This is a genomic window from Promicromonospora sukumoe 327MFSha3.1, assembly GCF_000385135.1.
Lineage (GTDB): Bacteria > Actinomycetota > Actinomycetes > Actinomycetales > Cellulomonadaceae > Promicromonospora > Promicromonospora sukumoe_B.
The window spans coordinates 83,072-103,328 of record NZ_ARQM01000015.1 but is presented as its reverse complement, the minus strand read 5'-3'; the positions used below and the strand labels follow the sequence as shown (position 1 = coordinate 103,328).

The 20,257-nt window shown below is 72.9% G+C and carries 13 protein-coding genes; 7 read left to right on the top strand and 6 right to left on the bottom strand.

Features of this window, described 5'->3' with window-relative positions; genetic code table 11:
* The first annotated feature begins 61 nt into the window (after positions 1-61).
* A complete protein-coding gene (locus tag H291_RS0124140; RefSeq protein WP_157237310.1) occupies positions 62-835 on the top strand; it encodes an alpha/beta hydrolase in 774 nt (257 codons plus the stop codon).
* A 41-nt stretch (positions 836-876) separates the two neighbouring features.
* Positions 877-1,704, top strand: coding sequence for an alpha/beta fold hydrolase (locus tag H291_RS0124135; protein WP_020017599.1), 828 nt, complete (start codon positions 877-879; stop codon positions 1,702-1,704).
* A 95-nt stretch (positions 1,705-1,799) separates the two neighbouring features.
* Here H291_RS0124135 and H291_RS0124130 read toward each other — a convergent pair whose 3' ends face one another.
* A complete protein-coding gene (locus H291_RS0124130; RefSeq protein WP_020017598.1) occupies positions 1,800-3,359 on the bottom strand; it encodes a DivIVA domain-containing protein in 1,560 nt (519 codons plus the stop codon).
* Between the two features lie 340 nt (positions 3,360-3,699).
* On the opposite strand from H291_RS0124130, the gene H291_RS34830 reads away from it, so the two are divergent.
* From H291_RS34830 to H291_RS0124110, 4 genes are all read left to right on the top strand, one after another.
* Positions 3,700-5,124 carry a hypothetical protein gene (locus H291_RS34830; protein WP_157237309.1) on the top strand — a complete coding sequence of 475 codons (1,425 nt, stop codon included), beginning with the start codon at positions 3,700-3,702 and terminating at the stop codon, positions 5,122-5,124.
* Positions 5,121-6,128, top strand: coding sequence for a hypothetical protein (locus tag H291_RS0124120; protein WP_157237308.1), 1,008 nt, complete (start codon positions 5,121-5,123; stop codon positions 6,126-6,128). Before H291_RS34830 ends, H291_RS0124120 begins: the two co-directional genes overlap by 4 nt.
* Before the next feature lie 43 nt (positions 6,129-6,171).
* On the top strand, positions 6,172-7,191 hold the full coding sequence (locus H291_RS0124115; protein WP_157237307.1) for a hypothetical protein: 1,020 nt from the start codon (positions 6,172-6,174) through the stop codon (positions 7,189-7,191).
* Between the two features lie 63 nt (positions 7,192-7,254).
* Positions 7,255-8,220 carry a tetratricopeptide repeat protein gene (locus H291_RS0124110; RefSeq protein ID WP_020017594.1) on the top strand — a complete coding sequence of 322 codons (966 nt, stop codon included), beginning with the start codon at positions 7,255-7,257 and terminating at the stop codon, positions 8,218-8,220.
* A gap of 144 nt (positions 8,221-8,364) precedes the next feature.
* Here H291_RS0124110 and glgB read toward each other — a convergent pair whose 3' ends face one another.
* The 5 genes from glgB to H291_RS0124085 all read right to left on the bottom strand — a co-directional run bounded on the left by glgB (position 8,365) and on the right by H291_RS0124085 (position 17,538).
* The gene (gene glgB / locus H291_RS0124105; RefSeq protein ID WP_020017593.1) at positions 8,365-10,698 is read right to left on the bottom strand and encodes a 1,4-alpha-glucan branching protein GlgB; all 2,334 of its coding nucleotides are present in this window, start codon (positions 10,696-10,698) and stop codon (positions 8,365-8,367) included.
* A 145-nt stretch (positions 10,699-10,843) separates the two neighbouring features.
* Entirely contained in the window at positions 10,844-11,821 is a 978-nt protein-coding gene (locus tag H291_RS32965; RefSeq protein WP_157237306.1) for a type IV toxin-antitoxin system AbiEi family antitoxin domain-containing protein, read from the bottom strand.
* 145 nt (positions 11,822-11,966) lie between these two features.
* Positions 11,967-13,556 (bottom strand): maltokinase N-terminal cap-like domain-containing protein, encoded by a 1,590-nt coding sequence (locus H291_RS0124095; RefSeq protein WP_020017591.1) that lies wholly within the window; start codon positions 13,554-13,556, stop codon positions 11,967-11,969.
* Entirely contained in the window at positions 13,553-15,337 is a 1,785-nt protein-coding gene (gene treS / locus H291_RS0124090) for a maltose alpha-D-glucosyltransferase (protein ID WP_157237325.1), read from the bottom strand. The genes H291_RS0124095 and treS overlap by 4 nt, the downstream gene beginning before the upstream one ends.
* 95 nt (positions 15,338-15,432) lie before the next feature.
* Entirely contained in the window at positions 15,433-17,538 is a 2,106-nt protein-coding gene (locus H291_RS0124085) for an alpha-1,4-glucan--maltose-1-phosphate maltosyltransferase (RefSeq protein ID WP_020017589.1), read from the bottom strand.
* A 133-nt stretch (positions 17,539-17,671) separates the two neighbouring features.
* Here H291_RS0124085 and glgP point away from each other — a divergent pair, with 133 nt between their 5' ends.
* Entirely contained in the window at positions 17,672-20,257 is a 2,586-nt protein-coding gene (glgP, locus tag H291_RS0124080) for an alpha-glucan family phosphorylase (RefSeq protein WP_020017588.1), read from the top strand.

Here is a 20,257-nt window from a genome sequence, read left to right as displayed (position 1 = left end):
CGCGCGCCGACACGCCCCCGCACCGACGCGTCCTCCCGTACGCGGGAGGACAATGGACCCGATGACCACTGAAGCGACGCCGGACGCGGCCTCCGGCCAGACGACCCACCAGATCCGCTCGCTCACCGTCCTGCCCGCGCAGCGGGAGGACGTCGAGCTGCACACCGCCGACGGCCTCACCCTCGTGGGCGAGCTCGCGCTGCCCGCCGACCGCGAACCAGCGGCCAGCCTGCTCACCCTCCACCCCCTGCCTACCCACGGCGGGTTCATGGACTCCCACGTGTACCGCAAGGCGGCCTGGCGCCTGCCCGCGCTGGCGGACCTCGCGGTGCTGCGGTTCAACACGCGCGGCACGTCCTCCCCGCGTGGCACGAGCGAGGGCACGTTCGACGGCGGCGAGGCGGAGAAGTACGACGTCGCCGCGGCGATCGAGCTCGCCGAGTTCCGCGGGCTGCCCCGGCCGTGGCTGGTCGGCTGGTCGTTCGGCACCGAGCTGGTCCTCAAGCACGGCGCCGACCCGAGCATCGAGGGCGCGATCCTGCTGTCCCCGCCCCTGCACCGCGCGACCGACGAGGACCTGGACCGCTGGGCGGCGTTCGGCAGGCCGCTCGTGGTGCTGGTGCCGGAGCTCGACGACTACCTGCGCCCCGAGGAAGCCCGCCGCCGCTTCGCGCGCGTGCCGCAGGCCGAGGTGATCGGCGTCGACGGCGCGAAGCACCTCTGGGTCGGCGAGCCCGCCGTCGCCCGTGCGCTCAACGAGATCGTGGGCCACGTCCTGCCGGACCACCCACTCCCGCTGCCGACCCACTGGGACGGGCCACTGGGCACCTCCTGAGCGGTCGTACCCGAACCAGCACCCACCACAGGAGGACGACGATGACCTCGCGAGCCACCCAGAACCTCGCCACGTTCACGCTGCAGGACGGCGGCGGGGTGCCGCTCGTGCTGCTGCACGGCTTCCCGCTGGACCACCGCATGTGGGTGGCGTGCGCCGAGCACCTCCCGCCGGGCATCCGGGCCATCGGGGTCGACCTGCCCGGCGCCGGGCACAGTGACCTGGACGGCTTCCCGCCGAGCATCGAGCACATCGCCGACGCGGTGTACCGCACGATGATCGAGGCGGGGGAGGGCAACGCGATCGTCGTCGGGCACTCGATGGGCGGCTACGTCGCGCTCGCCCTGGCCGAGCGCCACCCGGGGTTCGTGGCGGGCCTGGGCCTGGTGGACACGAAGTCGACCGCGGACACCGAGGAGGCGCGGGCCAAGCGCCTGCGGATCGCGGCCGCCGTCGACGCCAGCCAGACCGTGGACGCCGTGCTGGGCATGCCCGCCAACCTGGTCGGCGCGACGAGCACCGAGCACCGGCGGAACCTGTTCCCCCTGCTGGACTCCTGGATCCGCGCACAGTCGCCCGCCGGCGTCGCCTGGTCGCAGCGCGCGATGGCGGCCCGTCCCGACCGGACGGCCGTCCTCGAGGGCCTGGACGCGCCGGTCGCCGTCGTGGTGGGCGCCGAGGACGCCATCACGCCGCTGGCCGAGGCCGAGCACATGGTGCGGGCAGCCGGCTCGCCCGCCGGGCCCGCCATGGGCGACGCCGCGCTCACGCTGGTGCCCGGCGCCGGGCACATGAGCGTCGTCGAGGACCCGCAGGCGGTCGCCGCCGCCCTGGGCCTGCTGCACACCCACGTCGTCGCCCACCACTGATCGGTCGCCCACCGCTGATCACCTGCGCGAACAGTTCGGGGCGCGATCCACCGGGTGGTGGATCGCGCCCCGAACTGTGTCAGCGGCTGCTGGGACTACTTCGACGCGCCGGCCTTCTCGGCGACGGGGGCGTCCGCCTCCTCGCTCTCCGCGGGGGAGGACGTCGAGTCGGAGGCGGCCGCGCCGGCCTTCGTGCTGGCCTTGGTGCCCTTGACCGACGGGATCACGACGGTCGCGGTGCCGACGGGCACGGGCGTCGGGTTGCTCGGCGGGATCGACGCGGGCATCGAGGCGTCGGCGTCACCCGAGACGTCGGGCTCGGCCTCGGTGCCGTCGCCCACGACGGCGAAGCGCGCCTGCTGCGCGGGGGTGGCCCCCGCCATGCTCGCGGACTTGGCCGCCGGGGCAGCCGGTGCGGCCGGGGCGCCCGGCGCGGCCGCCGGGGTGCCGAGCATGCCGCGCAGCTCCTCGAGGTAGGAGTTGATCGAGTCGTGCTGGCGCGTGAGGTCCTCGAGCTGGTGCTGAGCGGCGGACCGGCTCGACTCGGCCTCGGCGCGGGCGTCGTCGATCGTCTGCTCGGCGAACTCGCGGGCGTCGGCCACGATGCGGTCCGCGGACTTGCGGGCGTCGGCCACGAGGTCCTTGACGTAGACGTCGGACTCGGAACGGATCTTCTCCGACTGCTCGAGCGCCACGGCCACGCGCTTCTCGGCCTCGGCCGCGTGCTCCTCGGCCGTGCTGACCAGCTTGGCGGTCTCGGTCTTGGCCGTCTCGTGCCGCTCGGCCAGCTCCTTCTCCACCGCCTCCTTGCGGGTGGCGATGTCCAGCTCGGCCTGGGCGAGCGCCGCGCGGGCCTGCTCGCGCAGGTCCTCCATCTCGGTGGTGACGGCGTTCGACGCCTCGGCTGCCTGACGGCGGGCCTCGGACAGGATCTGCTCGGACTCGGCACGGGCGCTGGCGAGCATGGCGGACGAGTCGCGCTCGGCGGTCTCGCGCTGCTCGGTGGTCTCGGCGTTCACCTGGGCGCGGAGCTTTGCGGTCTCGCGCTCGGTGTTGACGCGCAGCTCGGTGGTCTCACGCTCGACGGTGGAGCGCAGGGTGCCGAGCTCGCGCTCCAGGCTGGCCCGGCGCTCGCTCTCCTCGGCGTTGATCGCGCTGGCGATCTGCGCGGACTCGCGCTCGGCGGAGCCCACGAGCTCCTCGGCGCGGCGCTGGGCGGCAAGCAGGTGGCCCTCCGCCTCGGCGGCCATGGTGGTGCGGATCTCCTCGGCCTCGCGGCGAGCGCTGGCGAGCATCTCGGCGACCTCGGACTCGGCGCGCGAGCGCACCTGACCGCCCGACAGCTTGGCGCGCGCCATGATGTCGGCGGCCTGCTGGTTGGCCTGGTTGATGATGTCGGTCGACTGGTCCTCGGCGGACCGCAGCAGGAGCTCGATGCGCGAACCCAGGCCGGCGTAGGACGGCTTCTCCGTCTCGCGCAGGTTGCGCTTGGCGTCGTTCAGGTCCTGCGTCAGCTGCATGGCGCGGCCGTCAGAGGCCTCGACCTGCCTGCGCGCCTCTTCGAGGGCGTGGTTCAGTCGGTCCAGGTGCGCGTGCACCTGGTCGCGGTCGTAACCACGCATGGCAGTCGGGAAGAGCGAGCGCTCGTCGGACACGGTGCAGACCTCCAGTGTCGGAACTTGGTGAGGCGCGGGTCAGGCTCCCCCCTGGGACGCCGTTTGTACGGCCCGTCCGGCGCCCAGAATACGTGCCTTCTGCGGATGTGGATACTCCGCAGTGGGATGCAATCTACGCAATGCGTGGAATACTGCCCGCTGGCCCGGGACCCCTGCACCGCCGTGGCGGTTCAGGCAGACCTCGGTGAAGGAAGAGTGAGAGTCCCGGCCGAACCTCACAAGCACACCTGTCATTGGACAGTGCTCTGAGTTCGGTCCCTATGCTGGAACATCCACCTGATCGACGGGCTCGCGCCCTAAATTTCGAAGGGAATCGGTGGTGCAAAGGTTTTTGGCGATCCTCCTGATCGTGGCCGGCCTCGGCGGGATCGGATTCGGGATCGCGACGGCAACCGTCCTGCGCGATTCCGACACTGTTGTCGCGACCGCGACCCCCAGCGGCGACGGAACCATGGTCGTGACCGAGCCCGGCGTCCTGGGCCTCGTCGACGACCAGGTGACCGTGAAAGCCACTGTCCCCGAGGGGCAGAAGGTCACGCTCGCGCTCGGGTCCGACGTCGACGTGCTCGGCTGGGTCGGCAGCGACCCCTACGACTCCGTGACCGGCCTGTCCTCGTGGGAGACGCTGAGCGTCGCCCCGGGCACGCCTGCCACCACCGACGACGAGGAGTCCGCGGAGCCTGCCGAGAAGCCGGCCAGCGGCCCGGACCCCGCCGGCTCCGACATGTGGATCACCGAGGTCAGCGGTGAGGGCGCGGTCCAGATGCGCTGGACCGAGCAGCCCGGCCGGGTCGTACTCCTGGCCGCGGGCGTGGGCAAGGGCGCCGAGGCGCCCACGCTCCAGCTCACCTGGCCCCGCCCCGTCAACACCCCGTACCTGTGGCCGGGCGTGCTCGGCGGCGGCTTCGCCCTGATCCTCGGCGTCTTCATGCTGCTCGGTGCCCGCCGCGGCAAGAAGCGCGGCGGCAAGAAGGACGCTCCGACCGCGGTCCGTACCCGCCAGTCGGGCTCCGAGCTGCCGCGCCGCGACGCGGTCTTCGGGGTGGACGGCGACGAGCAGGACCAGCACCCCGAAGAGCCCCGCGGCGGGTTCCCGCCCGCGCTCGGCGCGCCCGACGGCGGTACGGCGGTCTTCCCGCCGGCGGCCCCGGAACGGCCGGGCCGCGGCCGCCCCGAGCGGGGCACGCCGCTGCCGGGCCGGCCAGAGCCCGGTACGCCCGAGCCGGGTGCGTCCCCGCCCCAGGAGGACCGCACGCAGGCCTGGGGCGCGCCCGTGCCCGCGCCCGCCCCCTTCGGCGGCGCGGCACCGATCACGCCCGCACCGGCCCCCGAGCCGGCGCCGGCGCCCGAGCCGGCCGCCTCACCGGCGGCGTCCATCCGCGGGATCCGCCGCAGCCGGCGGAGCCAGGCCCCGGGCGCTCCCGCGGCAGCTCCGGCCCCGGCCCAGCCGACGGCGCCCCCGTCGTTCGGCGGTGCCGTCCCTGAGCAGACACAGCCCGCCCCCGCGCGGGGCGAGGCAGCCGCCCAGGCCGCGCCCGCGCCGTCGGGCAAGCCGATGACCCGGCGCGAGATGCGCATGCGCGAGCAGGCGCAGCGCCGGGCAGCGACCGGCGCCATGCCGGCCGTGCCGGCCGCCGAGCCGGAACCCCAGCCCGAACCCGAGCAGGAGACCCCGAACAGCCGCGCCGCGGCGTGGCGCCAGACCTGGGGTGTGACCGGGAGCGACGACGGAGGTAACAGATGAGACGCACCACGACCCGATCCATGGCCGTGGTAGCGACCGTGCTGGCAACCGGCCTGCTGGCCGGCTGCGCCGAGGAGCTTCCCGCACCCAAGCCCGAGGCACCGGTCGCGGCGGCCGTCGTGACGCAGTCCCAGGAGCGCAAGATCCTGGACAAGGTGTCCGGCGTCGTCGAGGGCGTGACCAAGGCCAAGGAGGCGGACTCGCTGGGCGAGCGCCTGTCCGGGCCCGCGCTCAAGATCCGCGAGACCCAGCTCAAGGTGGCCGGCGCCCGTAAGGACGACGAGCCGCTGACGGACCTGAACATGGAGATGCAGCAGGTCGTCCTGCCCTCCGACCAGGAGTGGCCGCGCAGCAGCTTCGCCATCACGGTGCAGCCCAAGGACCTCACCACGCCGGTGCTCATGGCGTTCAACCAGGGCGAGGCCCGCGAGCAGTACAAGCTGTGGGGCTGGGTGCGCCTGCTCCCGGGCGTGACCATGCCGCAGTTCGCGGAGGCCGACCTGGGCAGCGCCGCGGTGGCGGCGGACGACGAGAGCCTCAAGGAGACTCCCGAGACCGTCATCAAGCAGTACGCCTCGGTGCTGACGGTCGACAAGGACTCCAAGTACGCCGGCAACTTCGCCGACGACGACCTGCGCCAGTTCTTCCGTGACTACGGCAAGCTGCAGGTCGACGCGATCAACAAGGAGGACTGCAAGGGCGCCTTCGAGGTCGCGTACGAGCCCACGAAGGACCCGGTCAAGTCGGTCCGCACCGCTGACGGCGGCGCTCTCGTGATGGCGGCGATGATCAGCAAGGAGACCATCACCGCCAAGGAGGAGGGCTGCGAGATCGGCCCGCCGACCAAGACGACCCAGGCTCTGTGGGGCGACAAGGACGTGACCAACGTCGTCGAGGTGAACTACCAGGACATGGTGGCCATGTACGTGCCGCCGAAGGACTCGGAGGACCAGATCAGCCTGGTCGGCTACGAGCACGTGCCCTCGTCGGTCTCGAACGGCTGACGTTCCGCTGACCTCGCGGTCAGCCCTGGCTAGGGTGGCCTCCGTGAACTCACGGAGGCCACCCTTTCCGCGTTCCTGGCTCGTCCCGGGCGCCCTTGTCGTCACGTCGCTCCTGCTCACGGGGTGCACCACCGAGCTCCCCGTCCCGGTCGCCGACGCCCCGGTGGTCGCGGCGGTCGTCAGCGAGACCCAGGAGCGCAAGATCCTGGAGCGGGTGACGGCGGTCGTCGACGGCGCGAAGGGCGACGAGGGCGCGCAGGCGCTGGAGGAGCGGCTCTCCGGTCCCGCGCTCGAGCTGCGCCGGGCCGAGCTGCGGGTCGCCGCCGCTGGTAACGACAAGGCACTGACCGGCCTGTCGCTCACCGGCCGGCAGCTGATCCTGCCGTCCGAGCAGGGCTGGCCGCGCAACAGCTTCGTCATCACGGAGCAGCCCCCGAACAAGGCCACGCCGGCGCTCGCGGCGTTCGAACAGCCCTCGGCCCGCGACCAGTACAAGATGTGGGGCTTCGTCTACCTGACGCCCGGTGTGACCATGCCGCAGTTCGCGGACGCGAAGCTGGGCAGCCCGGCCGTCCCGGCGGACGACACGAGCCTCAAGATCTCGCCGCAGGACGTCGCGCAGCAGTACGCGTCGGTCCTGAGCATCGACGACCGGTCGAAGTACGCCGAAAACTTCGGCGACGACACCCTGCGGCAGCACCTGCGCGAGACCGGCGAGAGCTACCTCGCGGCGATCAAGAAGGAGGACAAGGGCGCCAAGGGCACCTTCGAGGTCGGGTACGAGCCGACGAAGGACCCGGTCAAGGCGGTCCGCACGGCCGACGGCGGCGCCGTCGTGCTGGCGGCGCTGATGAGCCAGGAGACCCTGGAGGCGGAGAAGGGGTGGCGGCTGACGCCGAGCACGCCGTCGGCCAAGGCGCTGTGGGGCAACGCCAAGGGCACCGAGGTGATGAAGGTCGTCTACCGCGACATCGTCGCGCTGTACGTGCCGCCCGCCGACTCGCCGGACCAGGTCGCCCTGCTGGGCTTCCACCGCGTGCCCGTCTCGGTCTCGAACAAGTGACCCGCTGATCGCCCAGAGCGGAGTCGACGGGTATCGATCGCGTGGTTCATTAGGATTGCCCCCATGAGCAGTACCTCCCCTCAGCCCGGCCCCGCCCGGAGCGCGCAGCCCGAGTTCGCGGTGCGCGGCGCCGTCGACCTGTCCGCCCTCAACCGTCCCCAGGCACCGCCGCCCGGGCAGCCCGGCGGCGCACCCGAAGCCGGCGGGTTCGTGGTGGACGTCAGCGAGGCGAACTTCGAGCAGCTCGTCCGCGACTCGGCCACCTACCCGGTGGTGATCCTGCTGTGGATCCCGACCGACCAGGCGAACGCCGAGCTGGGCGCCACCATGGGCCGCCTCGCGCAGGAGTACGCCGGCCGGTTCCTGCTGGGCCGCGTGGACGCGCAGGCCAACCCGCAGGTCGCCGCCGCCTTCCAGGTGCAGGGCGTGCCCACCGTCGTCGCCGTGCTGCAGGGCCAGCCCCTGCCCCTGTTCCAGGGCGCCGCGGACGAGCAGCAGATCCGTGGCGTGCTCGACCAGGTGCTGGCCGCCGCCGAGCAGAACGGCGTCACCGGCCTCGCCCCGGGCGGCGCCGCCCCCACGGGCGACGAGCCCGAGCCCGAGCCGGAGCAGCCGCTGCCCCCGCTGCACCAGGAGGCGTACGACGCGATCGAGCGCGACGACCTCGCGGGTGCCGCCGCGGCGTACGAGAAGGCCCTGCGCCAGGACCCGAAGGACGCCGACGCAACGGCCGGTCTCGCCCAGGTGCACCTGATGCAGCGCACCCACGACTCCGACCTCGCGGCGGTGCGGCAGGCCGCCGCGGCCGCGCCGTCCGACGTCGACGCGGCGCTCGCCGTGGCCGACATGGACATGCTGGGCGGCAAGGTGGACGACGCGTTCGCGCGCCTGCTCGACCTGCTGACCGAGACGGACGCCGACGGCAAGGAGAAGATCCGGGTGCGGCTCCTGGAGCTCTTCGAGGTGGCCGGTACCACGGACCCGCGCGTCAGCAAGGCCCGCAAGCGCCTGGCGATCAGCCTGTACTGACCGGGCGCACTGACCGGGCGCGCCGGTCGGCCGGGTCGGCAGTCTGATCTATCCGTCACCTTCGAGGCCTAAGTTTCTTCGCTTTGAGTCGCCTCAGAGCGAAGAAACTTAGGCCTCGAAAGAGTTGGGGCTACCCCCGGGGGGCTACTCCGGGACCAGGACGAGGGCGCCCAGCGGCGGGATGCGCATCGGGGCCGACCACGCGCGGCCGTGGTGGGGGACCGGCTCGGCCTGGACGCTGCCCATGTTGCCGACGCCGGAGCCGCCGTAGACCGTCGCGTCGGTGTTGAGCACCTCGCGCCACACCGGCCCGCCCGCGGGCACCGGCTCGGCCAGCGTCGCGGCGTCGGCCGGGGCGACCCGCATCGACGTCTCCGCCGGCTCGGCGGGCGGGAGGGTCTCGACAGGCTCGACCATCCTTCCCTGCTCGACATGCGCAGGCACGTCCGGCAGCGGCAGCCGGTACCCCTCGTGCGGCACGCCCGCGAAGTTCACGACCACGACTACCGGGTCCCCGGAGCGCGACCGGCGCACGTACGCAAGCACGTTGTGGTCGGCGTCGTCGGACTCCAGCCACTCGAAGCCCGCCGGGTCGAAGTCCAGCTCCCACAGCGCCGGCGTCGCGCGGTACAGCGCGTTCAGGTCCCGGACCAGGTGCTGCACGCCCGAGTGCCCGGCGTCGCCGAGCAGGTCCCAGCGCAGGCCCTCGGACTCCGCCCACTCCGTGTCCTGCGCGAACTCGCAGCCCATGAACAGCAGCTGCTTGCCCGGGTGGGTCCACTGGTAGGCCAGGAACGAGCGCACCCCGGCGAGCTGCTGCCACCGGTCGCCGGGCATCTTGCGCAGCAGCGAACCCTTGCCGTGCACGACCTCGTCGTGGCTGATCGGCAGCACGAACTGCTCCGTGAACGCGTACACCAGCGAGAACGTGAGCTCGCCGTGGTGGTAGCGCCGGTTGTACGGGTCCTCCGCCAGGTAGCGCAGGGTGTCGTTCATCCAGCCCATGTTCCACTTCAGGCCGAAGCCCAGGCCGCCGCTCGACGTCGGGCCGGTGACCTGCGGGAACGCCGTCGACTCCTCGGCGATCATCATGACGCCGGGGGTGCGCCGGTACGCGGTCGCGTTCGCCTCCTGGAGGAACGCGATGGCCTCCAGGTTCTCGCGGCCGCCGTGCACGTTCGGCGTCCACTCGCCGTCCTTGCGCGAGTAGTCGAGGTAGAGCATCGAGGCGACCGCGTCCACGCGCAGGGCGTCGACGTGGAACTCCTCGAACCAGTACGTCGCGTTGGCGACCAGGAAGTTGCGCACCTCGCGGCGGCCGAAGTCGAAGATCAGCGTGCCCCAGTCCTGCTGCTCGCCGCGCCGCGGGTCCGGGTGCTCGTACAGGGGCGTGCCGTCGAACCGGGCCAGGGCGAACTCGTCGCGCGGGAAGTGCGCGGGCACCCAGTCCAGCACGATGCCGATCCCGGCCTGGTGCAGCCGGTCCACCAGGTACCGGAAGTCGTCGGGCGAGCCGAACCGCGACGTCGGCGCGTAGTAGCTCGTGACCTGGTAGCCCCACGAGCCGCCGTACGGGTGCTCCGCGACCGGCATGAGCTCCACGTGCGTGAAGCCCTGCTCGACGACGTAGTCCGTGAGCTGCTCGGCGAGCTCGCGGTAGCCGAGGCCCGGCCGCCAGGAGCCCAGGTGCACCTCGTACACGCTCAGCGGCGCGGAGTGCGGGTCGGACGCCGACCGGCCGGCCAGCCACGCCTCGTCGTGCCACGTGTGCTCCGAGGCGGTGACGACGCTGGCCGTGGCGGGCGGCTGCTCCGTCGCCTTGGCGAGCGGGTCGGCCTTGGCACGCCAGACGCCGTCGGCCCCCAGGATCTCGAACTTGTAGCGCAGGCCCGGGCCGACGTCGGGGACGAACAGCTCCCAGACGCCCGTGTGGCCGAGCGACCGCATCGGGTGCGTGCCGCCCCAGCCGTTGTGGTCGCCCACGAGCCGCACGCCGCGCGCGTTCGGGGCCCACACGGCGAAGGCGACGCCGGCGATGTCGCCGGACGTGCTCGGGTACCGGTGCGGGTTGGCGCCGAGCACCTGCCAGAGCTGCTCGTGCCGCCCCTCGCCGATCAGGTGCAGGTCCACCTCGCCCAGCGTGGGCAGGAACCGGTACGGGTCGTCGGAGGTCCAGGTATCCGTGCCGGACCGGGTGCGGATGCGGTAGTCGGGGGCGTGCCGCGACCCGTCCGCCTCCTCGGCGGCGGGGACGACGGCGGCCCAGACTCCCGCCCCCTGATGGGTCGCCTCGACCTCCGCGCCGCCGTCGGCGCTCGCCGTGACGACGACCACCTCGTCGGCGAGCGGGCGCAGGGCGCGGACCACGGTCCAGGGCCCGTCGAGCAGGTGGGGGCCGAGCACGGTGTGCGGGTCGTGGTGGGTTCCGGACGCGACGGCGGTCAGCGCCTCGAGGTCGACGTCGGGCAGGTCTGCCATGGGTTCACCTTTCCACGTCCCGACGGTGGCGTGCGACACGTACCGGGGTCAGGTCGCGGGCCGACCTGCTGTTCTGTTCACGCCACGAGCTTGCAACGTTTCAGACCGAGCGCGGCGGGCAGAGGCTCGTGGGCCGAACAGAAGGTCAGGAGCGGCCCGAGGGGAGAGCCCGTGCAGGGTGCCAGCCGGAGCGGTTCAGGACTCGACCGATCCGGTCCGTCAGCCCCTGCGGCTGCCTGAGGTGTGCGCTGCGGAAGCGGAAGACGATCAGGCTGCCGTCCTCGAGCAGGTCGTTCTGTCGGACGGCGTCCCTGCCGAGCTGGTCGTCGGAGGAGTGAAAGGCACCACCGTCGATCTCGACGACCAGCCAGCGACCGCCGCCGAGGTGCCACACCAGATCGGCCCGCCCCAGGAGCCTCCCGTCGTCGTCCCGGAACTCGCGCTGCAGGTCGTCCGGTGGAAAGCCGGCGTCGATGCACCGCAGCCGTGCTTCGGTCTCCAGGGGCGACTCGGCTCGACCGTCGACGAGGTCGACCCAGTGGAGCCGGGCGACGAGTCCTCCTCGACGTGCGAGCGACCGCACCTCCACGAGGTCCTGCTCACCGATGACCTTCTTGTTGATCAGGCTGTCCGCACACTTGACCCAGCTGTCCCGTGAGAGCGTCCGCATCGCCTGGACCAGGGCCAGAGGAGCTCGGGCCACCTGGCGGCCGTGCACCTTGACCGTGTCGCCGCGCAGGTCGACCTGGCTCACTCGCACACCCGCGCGAGGTCGGGCGTACGTGCCACCCGGCAGCGCCACCACTGCGTTGAGCCGCCGGGGTAGCCCTTCGGCGCCGTGCACCATGAGCGCAATCTCGCCGACGGCCGCGGACCTGGGGTACGTCTTCAGGGCGAGCCAGACGGCGCGCCAGCGTTCCTGGTCGAACTCGTGCACGGTGGCATCGCGTTCGTGCGTGTCGTACACGCCACGAGCCGGTCGCTTCCAGGTGCCGGCGGCGACGAGTCGGCTGCGTCGGCTCGTCAGCACGCGGTGCTCCTCGCACTGCGCCGTGGACACCAGCCCGCCCTGTCGTCGGGCGACCTCGAGGAGGGGTGGGGGAAGGTCCGCTCCTGATCTCATCGCCCCATTGCAGCCGACGCCGCACAGTGGTGCGGCCTGTCCACAGGGCTTGCTGAGCTGCCGAGCTGGAGTTCTGTTCAGGCCACGAGGTTGCAACGCTTCAACCCGGCGGATGCGGGCATAGCCTCGTGGGCTGAACAGAACCTCAGGCCAGCACGCGCTCCACCGCGGCGAGCGGGATGTGCATCCACGCCGGGCGGTGCCGGAACTCGTAGACCACCTCGTACAGCGCCTTGTCCACGGTCAGGGCGCGCAGCATGAGCTCGGCGGTGCCGACGTCGAGCACGGTGCCGGACGTCGCCACCTCCTCCGGCGCGAGCGGCGTCCCCTGGTCCTCGCCGCCGGCCTGCCGGTACCCCTCTCCGCCTTCTGGTCGGGATCCCGCTGCGCTCCGCTCCGGGCGGGTGCCTCGTTCCTCGGCCCCCACCCTGCTCTGCGCTTCGCGGTACCCCTCGAGAAAGCTGATCTGGGCGTGCGACACCCACTGCGGGTCCGTCGCGTGGCCGACGGCGGCGGCGTAGTCCAGCGACCGGAGCAGCCCGGCGACGTCGCGCAGCGGCAGGTCGGGGGCAGTGCGCTCGGACACGGGGCGCTGCGGCTCGCCCTCGAAGTCGAGCACCTTCCAGCCGTCCGGCGACCAGAGGGCCTGGCCCAGGTGCAGGTCGCCGTGGATCGCCTGCAGCGCCACCACCCCGCCGCCGTCCACGACCGCCGACAGACGCGCGCTCAGCGAGTCGTACAGCGCGGTGACGCCCGCGCGCTGCGGGGCCAGGGCAGGGACGTCCGCGAAGGCCTCGGCCGCCCGGCGGCGCAGCACGCCCATGAAGCCCGCGGGCTCCAGCGCGGGGCCACGGCCCAGCGCCTCGCGCAGGGCGGTGTGCAGGTGCGCGACGACGGCGCCGAGCTCCAGCGCGCGCTCCCCGAAGTCCTCGTCCCGCGCCGCGTACGCGCAGGCCAGCTCGAACCCGTCGGTCGCCTCGTGCACGAGCTCGGAGAGCACGGCGAGGTGCGCGCGGGCCGGCGCGTCGCCCGCCGCCTCGGCCGCCCCGGGAGCCCCGGAACCCGCAGGAGCCCCAGGAGCCCCAGGCCCGTCCGCCGGCAGCTCGACCGACCCGAGGTAGCGCGGCACGCCGTCCCAGCCGGCCTCGGTCAGGGCCGCCGGGATCACGACGTCGGGGTGCGGGCCGAGAGCCACGGTCCGCAGGATCTTCAGCATCCCGCCGCGGCCCGTCGCGTGCGGCAGGGCGGGCAGCACCACGGAGGTGTTCGACTGCTCGCCGGAGATGCGCCGCGCCCCGGCGAGCTCGGCGCAGTCCTCCGGCTCGCACGCGCCGGGCAGCGCGGCCGTGAAGTAGGCGTGCCACGCGGCCGGGTGCACCCCGCCGTCGTGCACGGTCACCCGGCCCGAGGCCGTGGTGACGGTGCCGATCAGCCCGGCCGCCTCGGTCTCGGCCGTGTCGGCCTCCGGCTCGGCGGTGGGGGTCAGCACCAGCGGGACCTGGATCACCAGCGACTCGTCGCCGGCCGCCAGCCCCGGGCCCGCCAGCCGCAGGAGCGCGACGACGACGTCGGCGACGCCCCCGAACGTGACCGTGAGCCACGGCTGGTGCGTGACGCCCTCGGCCGGCACGGGGTACCAGCGCTGCTCGGGCAGCCACCGGTCCAGCAGCCGCAGCACCTCGGGGGAGAGGTGCGCGGCTCCGGGGGAGACGTGGACGGTGGGCGCCGGGCTCACACCGCTCGCGCCTGCCCTGCCGTGTCGTCCGGCGCGGCCGGTGCCCCGGCGGGCGCGGGCGGTGCCAGCACCAGCCAGTAGAAGTCGCGTGCGCCCCAGGTCATCGTCAGGATGCCGTCGTCGCCCACGCTCGGGAACCCGGCGCCGCCGAACACGTCGGTGAGCGTCCAGCCCGCGTACCCCGGGAGCTTGATGGTCGAGGACCTGGCGGTCGCCGAGAGGTTCGCGGCGATCAGCAGCGTCTCCTCGGACGAGGACCGCGTGAACGCCAGCACCGACTCGTCCTCGCAGTCCAGCGCCGTGAAGTCGCCCGTGCCGAACGTGGGGTGCAGCCGCCGGAACGCGAGCATGTTGTGCATCCAGTGCAGCAGCGACGTCGGCTGCGCGAGCTGGGCCTCGACGTTGGTGTGCTGGTAGTGGTGCACCAGCGACTGGACCAGCGGCAGGTACAGCTTGCCCGGGTCGGCGGTGGAGAAGCCCGCGTTGCGGTCGGGCGTCCACTGCATCGGCGTGCGCACCGCGTCGCGGTCCGGCAGCCAGATGTTGTCGCCCATGCCGATCTCGTCGCCGTAGTAGAGGCACGGCGTGCCCGGCATCGACAGGAGCAGCGCGTTGGCCAGCTCGATCTCCTTGCGGGAGTTGTCCAGCAGCGGCGCCAGCCGCCGTCGGATGCCCACGTTCGCGCGCATCCGGGGGTCGGGGGCGTACCAGCCATACATGCTGGCGCGCTCCTCGGTGGACACCATCTCCAGGGTGAGCTCGTCGTGGTTGCGCAGGAACGTGCTCCACTGCCCGCTCGCCGGGATGGCGGGGGTGTCCGCGAGGATCTCCAGGAGCTGGCGGGCCCGCTGGTCGCGGATCGCGTAGAAGATGCGCGGCATCACCGGGAAGTGGAAGCACATGTGGCACTCGGGGTCGTCGTCCGTGCCGAAGTACTCCACGACGTCCGCGGGCCACTGGTTCGCCTCGGCCAGCATGATGCGGCCGGGGAACTCGGTGTCGATCATCCGCCGCACCCGGCGCAGGAAGTCGTGCGTCTCGGGCAGGTTCTCGCAGTTGGTGCCCTCGGACTCGAACAGGTAGGGCACGGCGTCGAGCCGGAACCCGTCCACCCCGAGCTGCAGCCAGAACCGGCCGACGTCGAGCATGGCCTCGACGACGCGCGGGTTCTCGAAGTTGAGGTCGGGCTGGTGGCTGAAGAACCGGTGCCAGAAGTACTGCCGCCGCACCGGGTCGAACGTCCAGTTCGAGGTCTCGGTGTCGACGAAGATGATCCGGGCGTCCTGGTACTGCGTGGCGTCGTCGCTCCACACGTAGAAGTCGCCGTACGGGCCGTCCGGGTCGGCGCGGGACGCCTGGAACCACGGGTGGGCGTCGCTGGTGTGGTTCATGACCAGGTCGATCACCACGCGGATGCCGCGCTCGTGCGCGGCGGCGACCAGGTCGCTGAAGTCCGTGATGGTGCCGAACTGCGGCGAGACGGCGGTGAAGTCGGCGACGTCGTACCCGCCGTCGCGCAGCGGGGACGGGAAGAACGGCGGCAGCCACAGGCAGTCGACGCCGAGCCACTCCAGGTAGTCGAGCCGCTCCACGAGGCCGCGCAGGTCGCCGGTCCCGTTGTCGCCCGAGTCGGAGAACGACCGGATCATGACCTCGTAGAAGACGGCCTTCTTGTACCACTCGGGGTCGTCGACGAGCCCCTTGCGCCGGGCGTCGAGGCGCGGCTGCCGCCGCGGCGGCAGCGCCTGGACGGGCACCGGGACCGACGGCGGGTTGGGCATGGCCGGGCGTTCCGGCGCGGCCGGCCGCTCCGGCGTCGGCTGTGCGGGGTATCCCTCGGGCGGCCCGACGGCGGGGCCACCCGGCCCGAACGTCGTCATGCGGGGCCCACCTGCAGCACGTGGGCCACCCGGACCTGTGGGTCGAGGCGCACCCAGGGATGAGCTCCCCAGCCGTAAGTCTCGCCCGACAGGAGGTCGTGCGCCACGTAGAACGGGGCGCTGTCGTCGCCGTCGGGGGCGCTGAGGCCGAGGGCGGAGAGATCCAGGTGCACTACAGACTCCTGCACGTTCCGGGGGTCCAGGTTCAGCACGACCACGATCACGTCGTCGTGCCGCGGGGCACGCCGATCGTTACCCCCTGCTCTCATGGTGCGGCCCGCCGCCGCCCCTGTCGCGCGCGACGCGTGATCGGCCGAGATCCGGCGCGAGTACGCGACCACCTGGTCGTTCGTCGTCGGGTGCACGGTCAGGTTGCGCAGCTGGCCGAGGGCCGGGTGGTTGCGGCGGATCGCGTTCAGCTCACCGAGCAGGAGGGCGATCCCGTACTCGTCGGCGCGCGCCCAGTCGCGCGGCCGGTACTCGTACTTCTCGTTGTCGATCTGCTCCTCCACGCCGGGCCGCGGCACGTTCTCCACGAGCTCGTAGCCGGAGTAGATGCCCCACGTGGGCGAGCCCGTGGCCGCCAGCACCGCGCGCACCGCGAACGCCGAGACACCGCCCTCGATCAGGTAGGGCGGCAGGATGTCGTGCGTTGTGGGCCAGAACGACGGGCGCAGCACCGAGCCCTGCGGCCCGCTCACCTCCGCCAGGTACTCCTCGACCTCCTCCTTGGTGTTGCGCCAGGTGAAGTAGGTGTACGACTGGTGGAAGCCGATCCGGGCCAGCGTCTGCATCATCGCGGGCTTGGTGAACGCCTCCGACAGGAAGATGACCTCCGGGTTCGTCGCGTGCACCTGCGCCAGCAGCCACTCCCAGAAGTCCAGCGGCTTGGTGTGGGGGTTGTCGACGCGGAACAGCGTGACGCCCCGGTCGATCCAGGTGCGGATCACGCCGAGCACCGCCGCGTACAGGCCGTCCGGGTCGGTGTCGAAGCTGAGCGGGTAGATGTCCTGGTACTTCTTGGGCGGGTTCTCCGCGTACGCGATCGAACCGTCCGCGCGCACCACGAACCACTCCGGGTGCTCGGTGACCCACGGGTGGTCGGGGGAGCACTGCAGCGCGATGTCGAGCGCCACCTCCAGGCCCACCGCCCGCGCGGCGCCCACGAAGTCGCGGAAGTCCGCCTCCGTGCCCAGGTCCGGGTGGATCGCGTCGTGCCCGCCGTCCGCCGACCCGATCGCGTAGGGGCTGCCCGGGTCGCCGGGCGCCGCCTCCAGCGTGTTGTTGCGGCCCTTGCGGAACGTGGTGCCGATGGGGGAGACCGGCGTCAGGTAGACGACGTCGAAGCCCATGGCCGCGATGGCCGGCAGGCGCTTCGCCGCCGTCTTGAACGTGCCCGACACCCACGTGCCGTCCTTCTTCTGGTACGCGCCCTCCGACCGGGGGAACATCTCGTACCAGGACCCCGCCAGCGCCAGGCGCCGCGAGACCCGCAGCGGGTAGGTGTCCGACGCCGAGACCAGCTCGCGCAGCGGCGCGCGGCGCAGGGCGTCGGTGACCTCGGGCGCCGTCGCTGCCGCGAACCGCGCCTGCGCCGGACGGCGGGCGTCGGCCAGCGCCTTGGCGGCGGCGGTCAGCACCCGCGCGTCGCGCGCCGTCCGGTCCGCCGCGACGAGCTCATCACCCGGCACCAGGCGGCAGATCCGGTCGAACAGCCGCACGCCCTCGGCGAGCATCAGATCCGTGTCGATGTCCGCGGCGATCTTGATCCCGGCGTCGTGCACCCACGTCGCGTACGGGTCCGACCACGCCTCGACGCGGAAGGCCCAGTCGCCCTCGGCGTCGGGCTGCAGCTCGCCCCGGAAGTGGTCCAGGCCGGGGGCGACGTCGGTCATGGGCGCCCACGAGTGGTCCGACCCGTCGGGGGCGACGAGCACGGCCGTCGCGGACACGGCGTCGTGCCCCTCGCGGAAGACCGTGGCCTCCACGGGGACAACCTCGCCGACCACCGCCTTCGCAGGCCAGCGGCCCCCTTCGACGACAGGGGCGACCTCGAGGACGGGGATGCGGCCGATCCGGCCGGGAGTCGTGTGCGGGCTCACCGGAACACGCTATCGACCGGTTCGGGTGACTCGCCTGCGGGGCGCGCCGAGGTCCGGTGAACGTCGTCGGACGGGTCGGTGAAGCCCGCGGCAACAGGTGTGCTCGCCGGGACAAGTGCGTAGTGTTCTGCCGGTGAGAGCGATCCGCAGATTCACCGTCCGCACGGTCCTCCCCGAGCAGCTCGCGGCGCTCGACGAGCTGGCCCAGAACCTCCGCTGGTCCTGGCACGCGCCGACACGCGAGCTGTTCGCGAGCATCGACCCCGACCTCTGGTCCGACGTCCGGGGCGACCCCGTCGCCCTGCTCGCCGCGCTCGGCTCCGAACGCCTCGCGGCGCTCGCGGCCGACGAGGAGTTCACGGGGCGGGTGCGGGCGGCGGCCGACGACCTGCACCACTACCTGCGCGACTCGCGCTGGTACCAGGGCCGCACCACGGCGGCCGGTGGCGAGCTGCCGCGCGCGATCGCCTACTTCTCGCCGGAGTTCGGCATCACCTCGGTGCTGCCGCAGTACTCGGGCGGCCTCGGCATCCTGGCGGGCGACCACCTCAAGAGCGCCTCCGACATGGGCGTGCCCATCGTGGGCGTCGGCCTGCTGTACGGCGCCGGCTACTTCCGGCAGTCGCTCACGCGCGACGCCTGGCAGGTGGAGACGTACCCGCTGCTCGACCCGGACGGCCTGCCGCTCGCGGTGCTGCGCGAGGACGACGGCACGCCCGCCGTCATCTCGCTCGCCCTGCCCGGCGGGCGCACGCTGCACGCGCACGTCTGGGTCGCGGCCGTCGGCCGGGTGCCGCTGCTGCTGCTCGACTCGAACGTGCCCGAGAACGACGACGCGGCCCGCAAGGTGACCGACCGCCTGTACGGCGGCGGCGGCGAGCACCGCCTGCAGCAGGAGCTCCTGCTCGGCGTGGGCGGTGTGCGCGCGCTGCGCGCCTGGTCGCGCCTGACCGGCGCGCCGGAGCCGGAGGTCTACCACACCAACGAGGGCCACGCGGGCTTCCTCGGGGTGGAGCGCATCCGCGAGCTCGTCGGCTCCGGCCTGAGCGTCGGCGAGGCCCACGAGGCGGTCCGCGCGGCCACGGTGTTCACCACGCACACGCCGGTGCCCGCCGGCATCGACCGGTTCCCGAAGGAGTTGGTCAGCGCGTACTTCGGCGGCGACAACACGATGCCGGGCGTGCCGACCGAGACCGTGCTCGCGCTCGGCGCGGAGGACTACGACGGCGGCGACCCCACCGTCTTCAACATGGCGGTGATGGGCCTGCGGCTCGGTGGCCGGGCGAACGGCGTCTCGCTGCTGCACGGCCAGGTCTCCCGCGAGATGTTCGAGGGCCTGTGGCCCGGTTTCGACTCGCGCGAGGTGCCGATCACGTCGGTCACCAACGGCGTGCACTCGCCCACCTGGGTGGCGCCGCGCCTGGCCGCCGTGGAGGCCGAGCGGATGGGCCTGGACGAGATCACGGCGCCCGAGGCGTCGGGTGGCTGGCTGGACCCGGGCAAGGTGTCCGACGCCGAGCTGTGGGCCCTGCGTGGCGAGATGCGTGCCGAGCTCGTGGCCGAGGCCCGCCGCCGGGTGCGCAAGTCCTGGCGCGAGCGCGGGGCGTCCCCGGCCGAGCTCGGCTGGGTCGACGACGTGCTCTCGCCCGACGTGCTCACCATCGGCTTCGCCCGCCGCGTGCCCACCTACAAGCGGCTCACGCTCATGCTGCGCGACACCGAGCGGCTCAAGGCGCTCCTGCTGCACCCGGAGCGGCCGGTGCAGCTCATCGTGGCCGGCAAGTCGCACCCGGCCGACGACTCCGGCAAGCGGCTGATCCAGCAGCTCGTCCGGTTCGCCGACGACCCCGAGGTGCGCCACCGCATCGTGTTCCTGCCGAACTACGACATCGGCATGGCGCAGTCGCTGTACCCGGGCTGCGACGTCTGGCTGAACAACCCGCTGCGGCCGCTGGAGGCGTCCGGCACCTCGGGCATGAAGTCGGCCCTCAACGGCGGCCTGAACCTGTCGATCGAGGACGGCTGGTGGGCCGAGTGGTACGACGGCGAGAACGGCTGGGGCATCCCCACGGCCGACGGAGTCGAGGACGCCGACCGCCGCGACGACCTGGAGGCCGCCGCCCTGTACGACCTGGTCGAGTCCCAGGTGGCGCCCGCGTTCTACGGCCGGTCCGCCGACGGCGTGCCGAGCCGCTGGCTGGAGATGGTGCGGCACACGCTGGCCACCCTCGGGCCGAAGGTGCAGGCCACGCGCATGGTCGGCGAGTACGTGCACGGGCTGTACGCCCCGGCGGCGGAGGCCGGGCGGCTGCTCGCCGCCGACGGGTTCGCCGCGGCCAAGGACCTCGCGGGCTGGAAGGCCCACGTGCGCGCCTCGTGGCCGCAGGTGCGCGTGGACCACGTCGAGTCGGCGGGCATCGGCGAGGCGGTGCGCGTCGGCGACCGGCTGACGGTGCGGGCCTACGTCTCGCTCGGGCCGCTCTCGCCCGAGGACGTGGACGTGCAGGTGGTGCACGGCCGGGTCACCGAGGCCGACGTCATCGACGAGTTCACGGCCGAGCCGCTGGCGCTGGTGGAGTCCTACGAGGCGGGGCGGCACGCGTTCGGCGGCGAGGTGGGCCTGGACACGTCCGGGCCGTTCGGCTACACGGTGCGCATCGTGCCGCGGCACCGGCACCTGGCGAGCGTCGCGGAGCTGGGCCTGGTCGCCAACGCCTGA

Excerpts from the sequence above, each read along its gene's own strand:
- H291_RS0124140 (WP_157237310.1), top strand. The coding sequence starts at position 62 with ATGACCACTGAAGCGACGCCGGACGCGGCCTCCGGCCAGACGACCCAC.
- H291_RS0124135 (WP_020017599.1), top strand. The coding sequence starts at position 877 with ATGACCTCGCGAGCCACCCAGAACCTCGCCACGTTCACGCTGCAGGAC.
- H291_RS0124120 (WP_157237308.1), top strand. The coding sequence starts at position 5,121 with ATGAGACGCACCACGACCCGATCCATGGCCGTGGTAGCGACCGTGCTG.
- H291_RS0124110 (WP_020017594.1), top strand. The coding sequence starts at position 7,255 with ATGAGCAGTACCTCCCCTCAGCCCGGCCCCGCCCGGAGCGCGCAGCCC.
- glgB (WP_020017593.1), bottom strand. The coding sequence starts at position 10,698 with ATGGCAGACCTGCCCGACGTCGACCTCGAGGCGCTGACCGCCGTCGCG.
- H291_RS32965 (WP_157237306.1), bottom strand. The coding sequence starts at position 11,821 with ATGAGATCAGGAGCGGACCTTCCCCCACCCCTCCTCGAGGTCGCCCGA.
- treS (WP_157237325.1), bottom strand. The coding sequence starts at position 15,337 with ATGCCCAACCCGCCGTCGGTCCCGGTGCCCGTCCAGGCGCTGCCGCCG.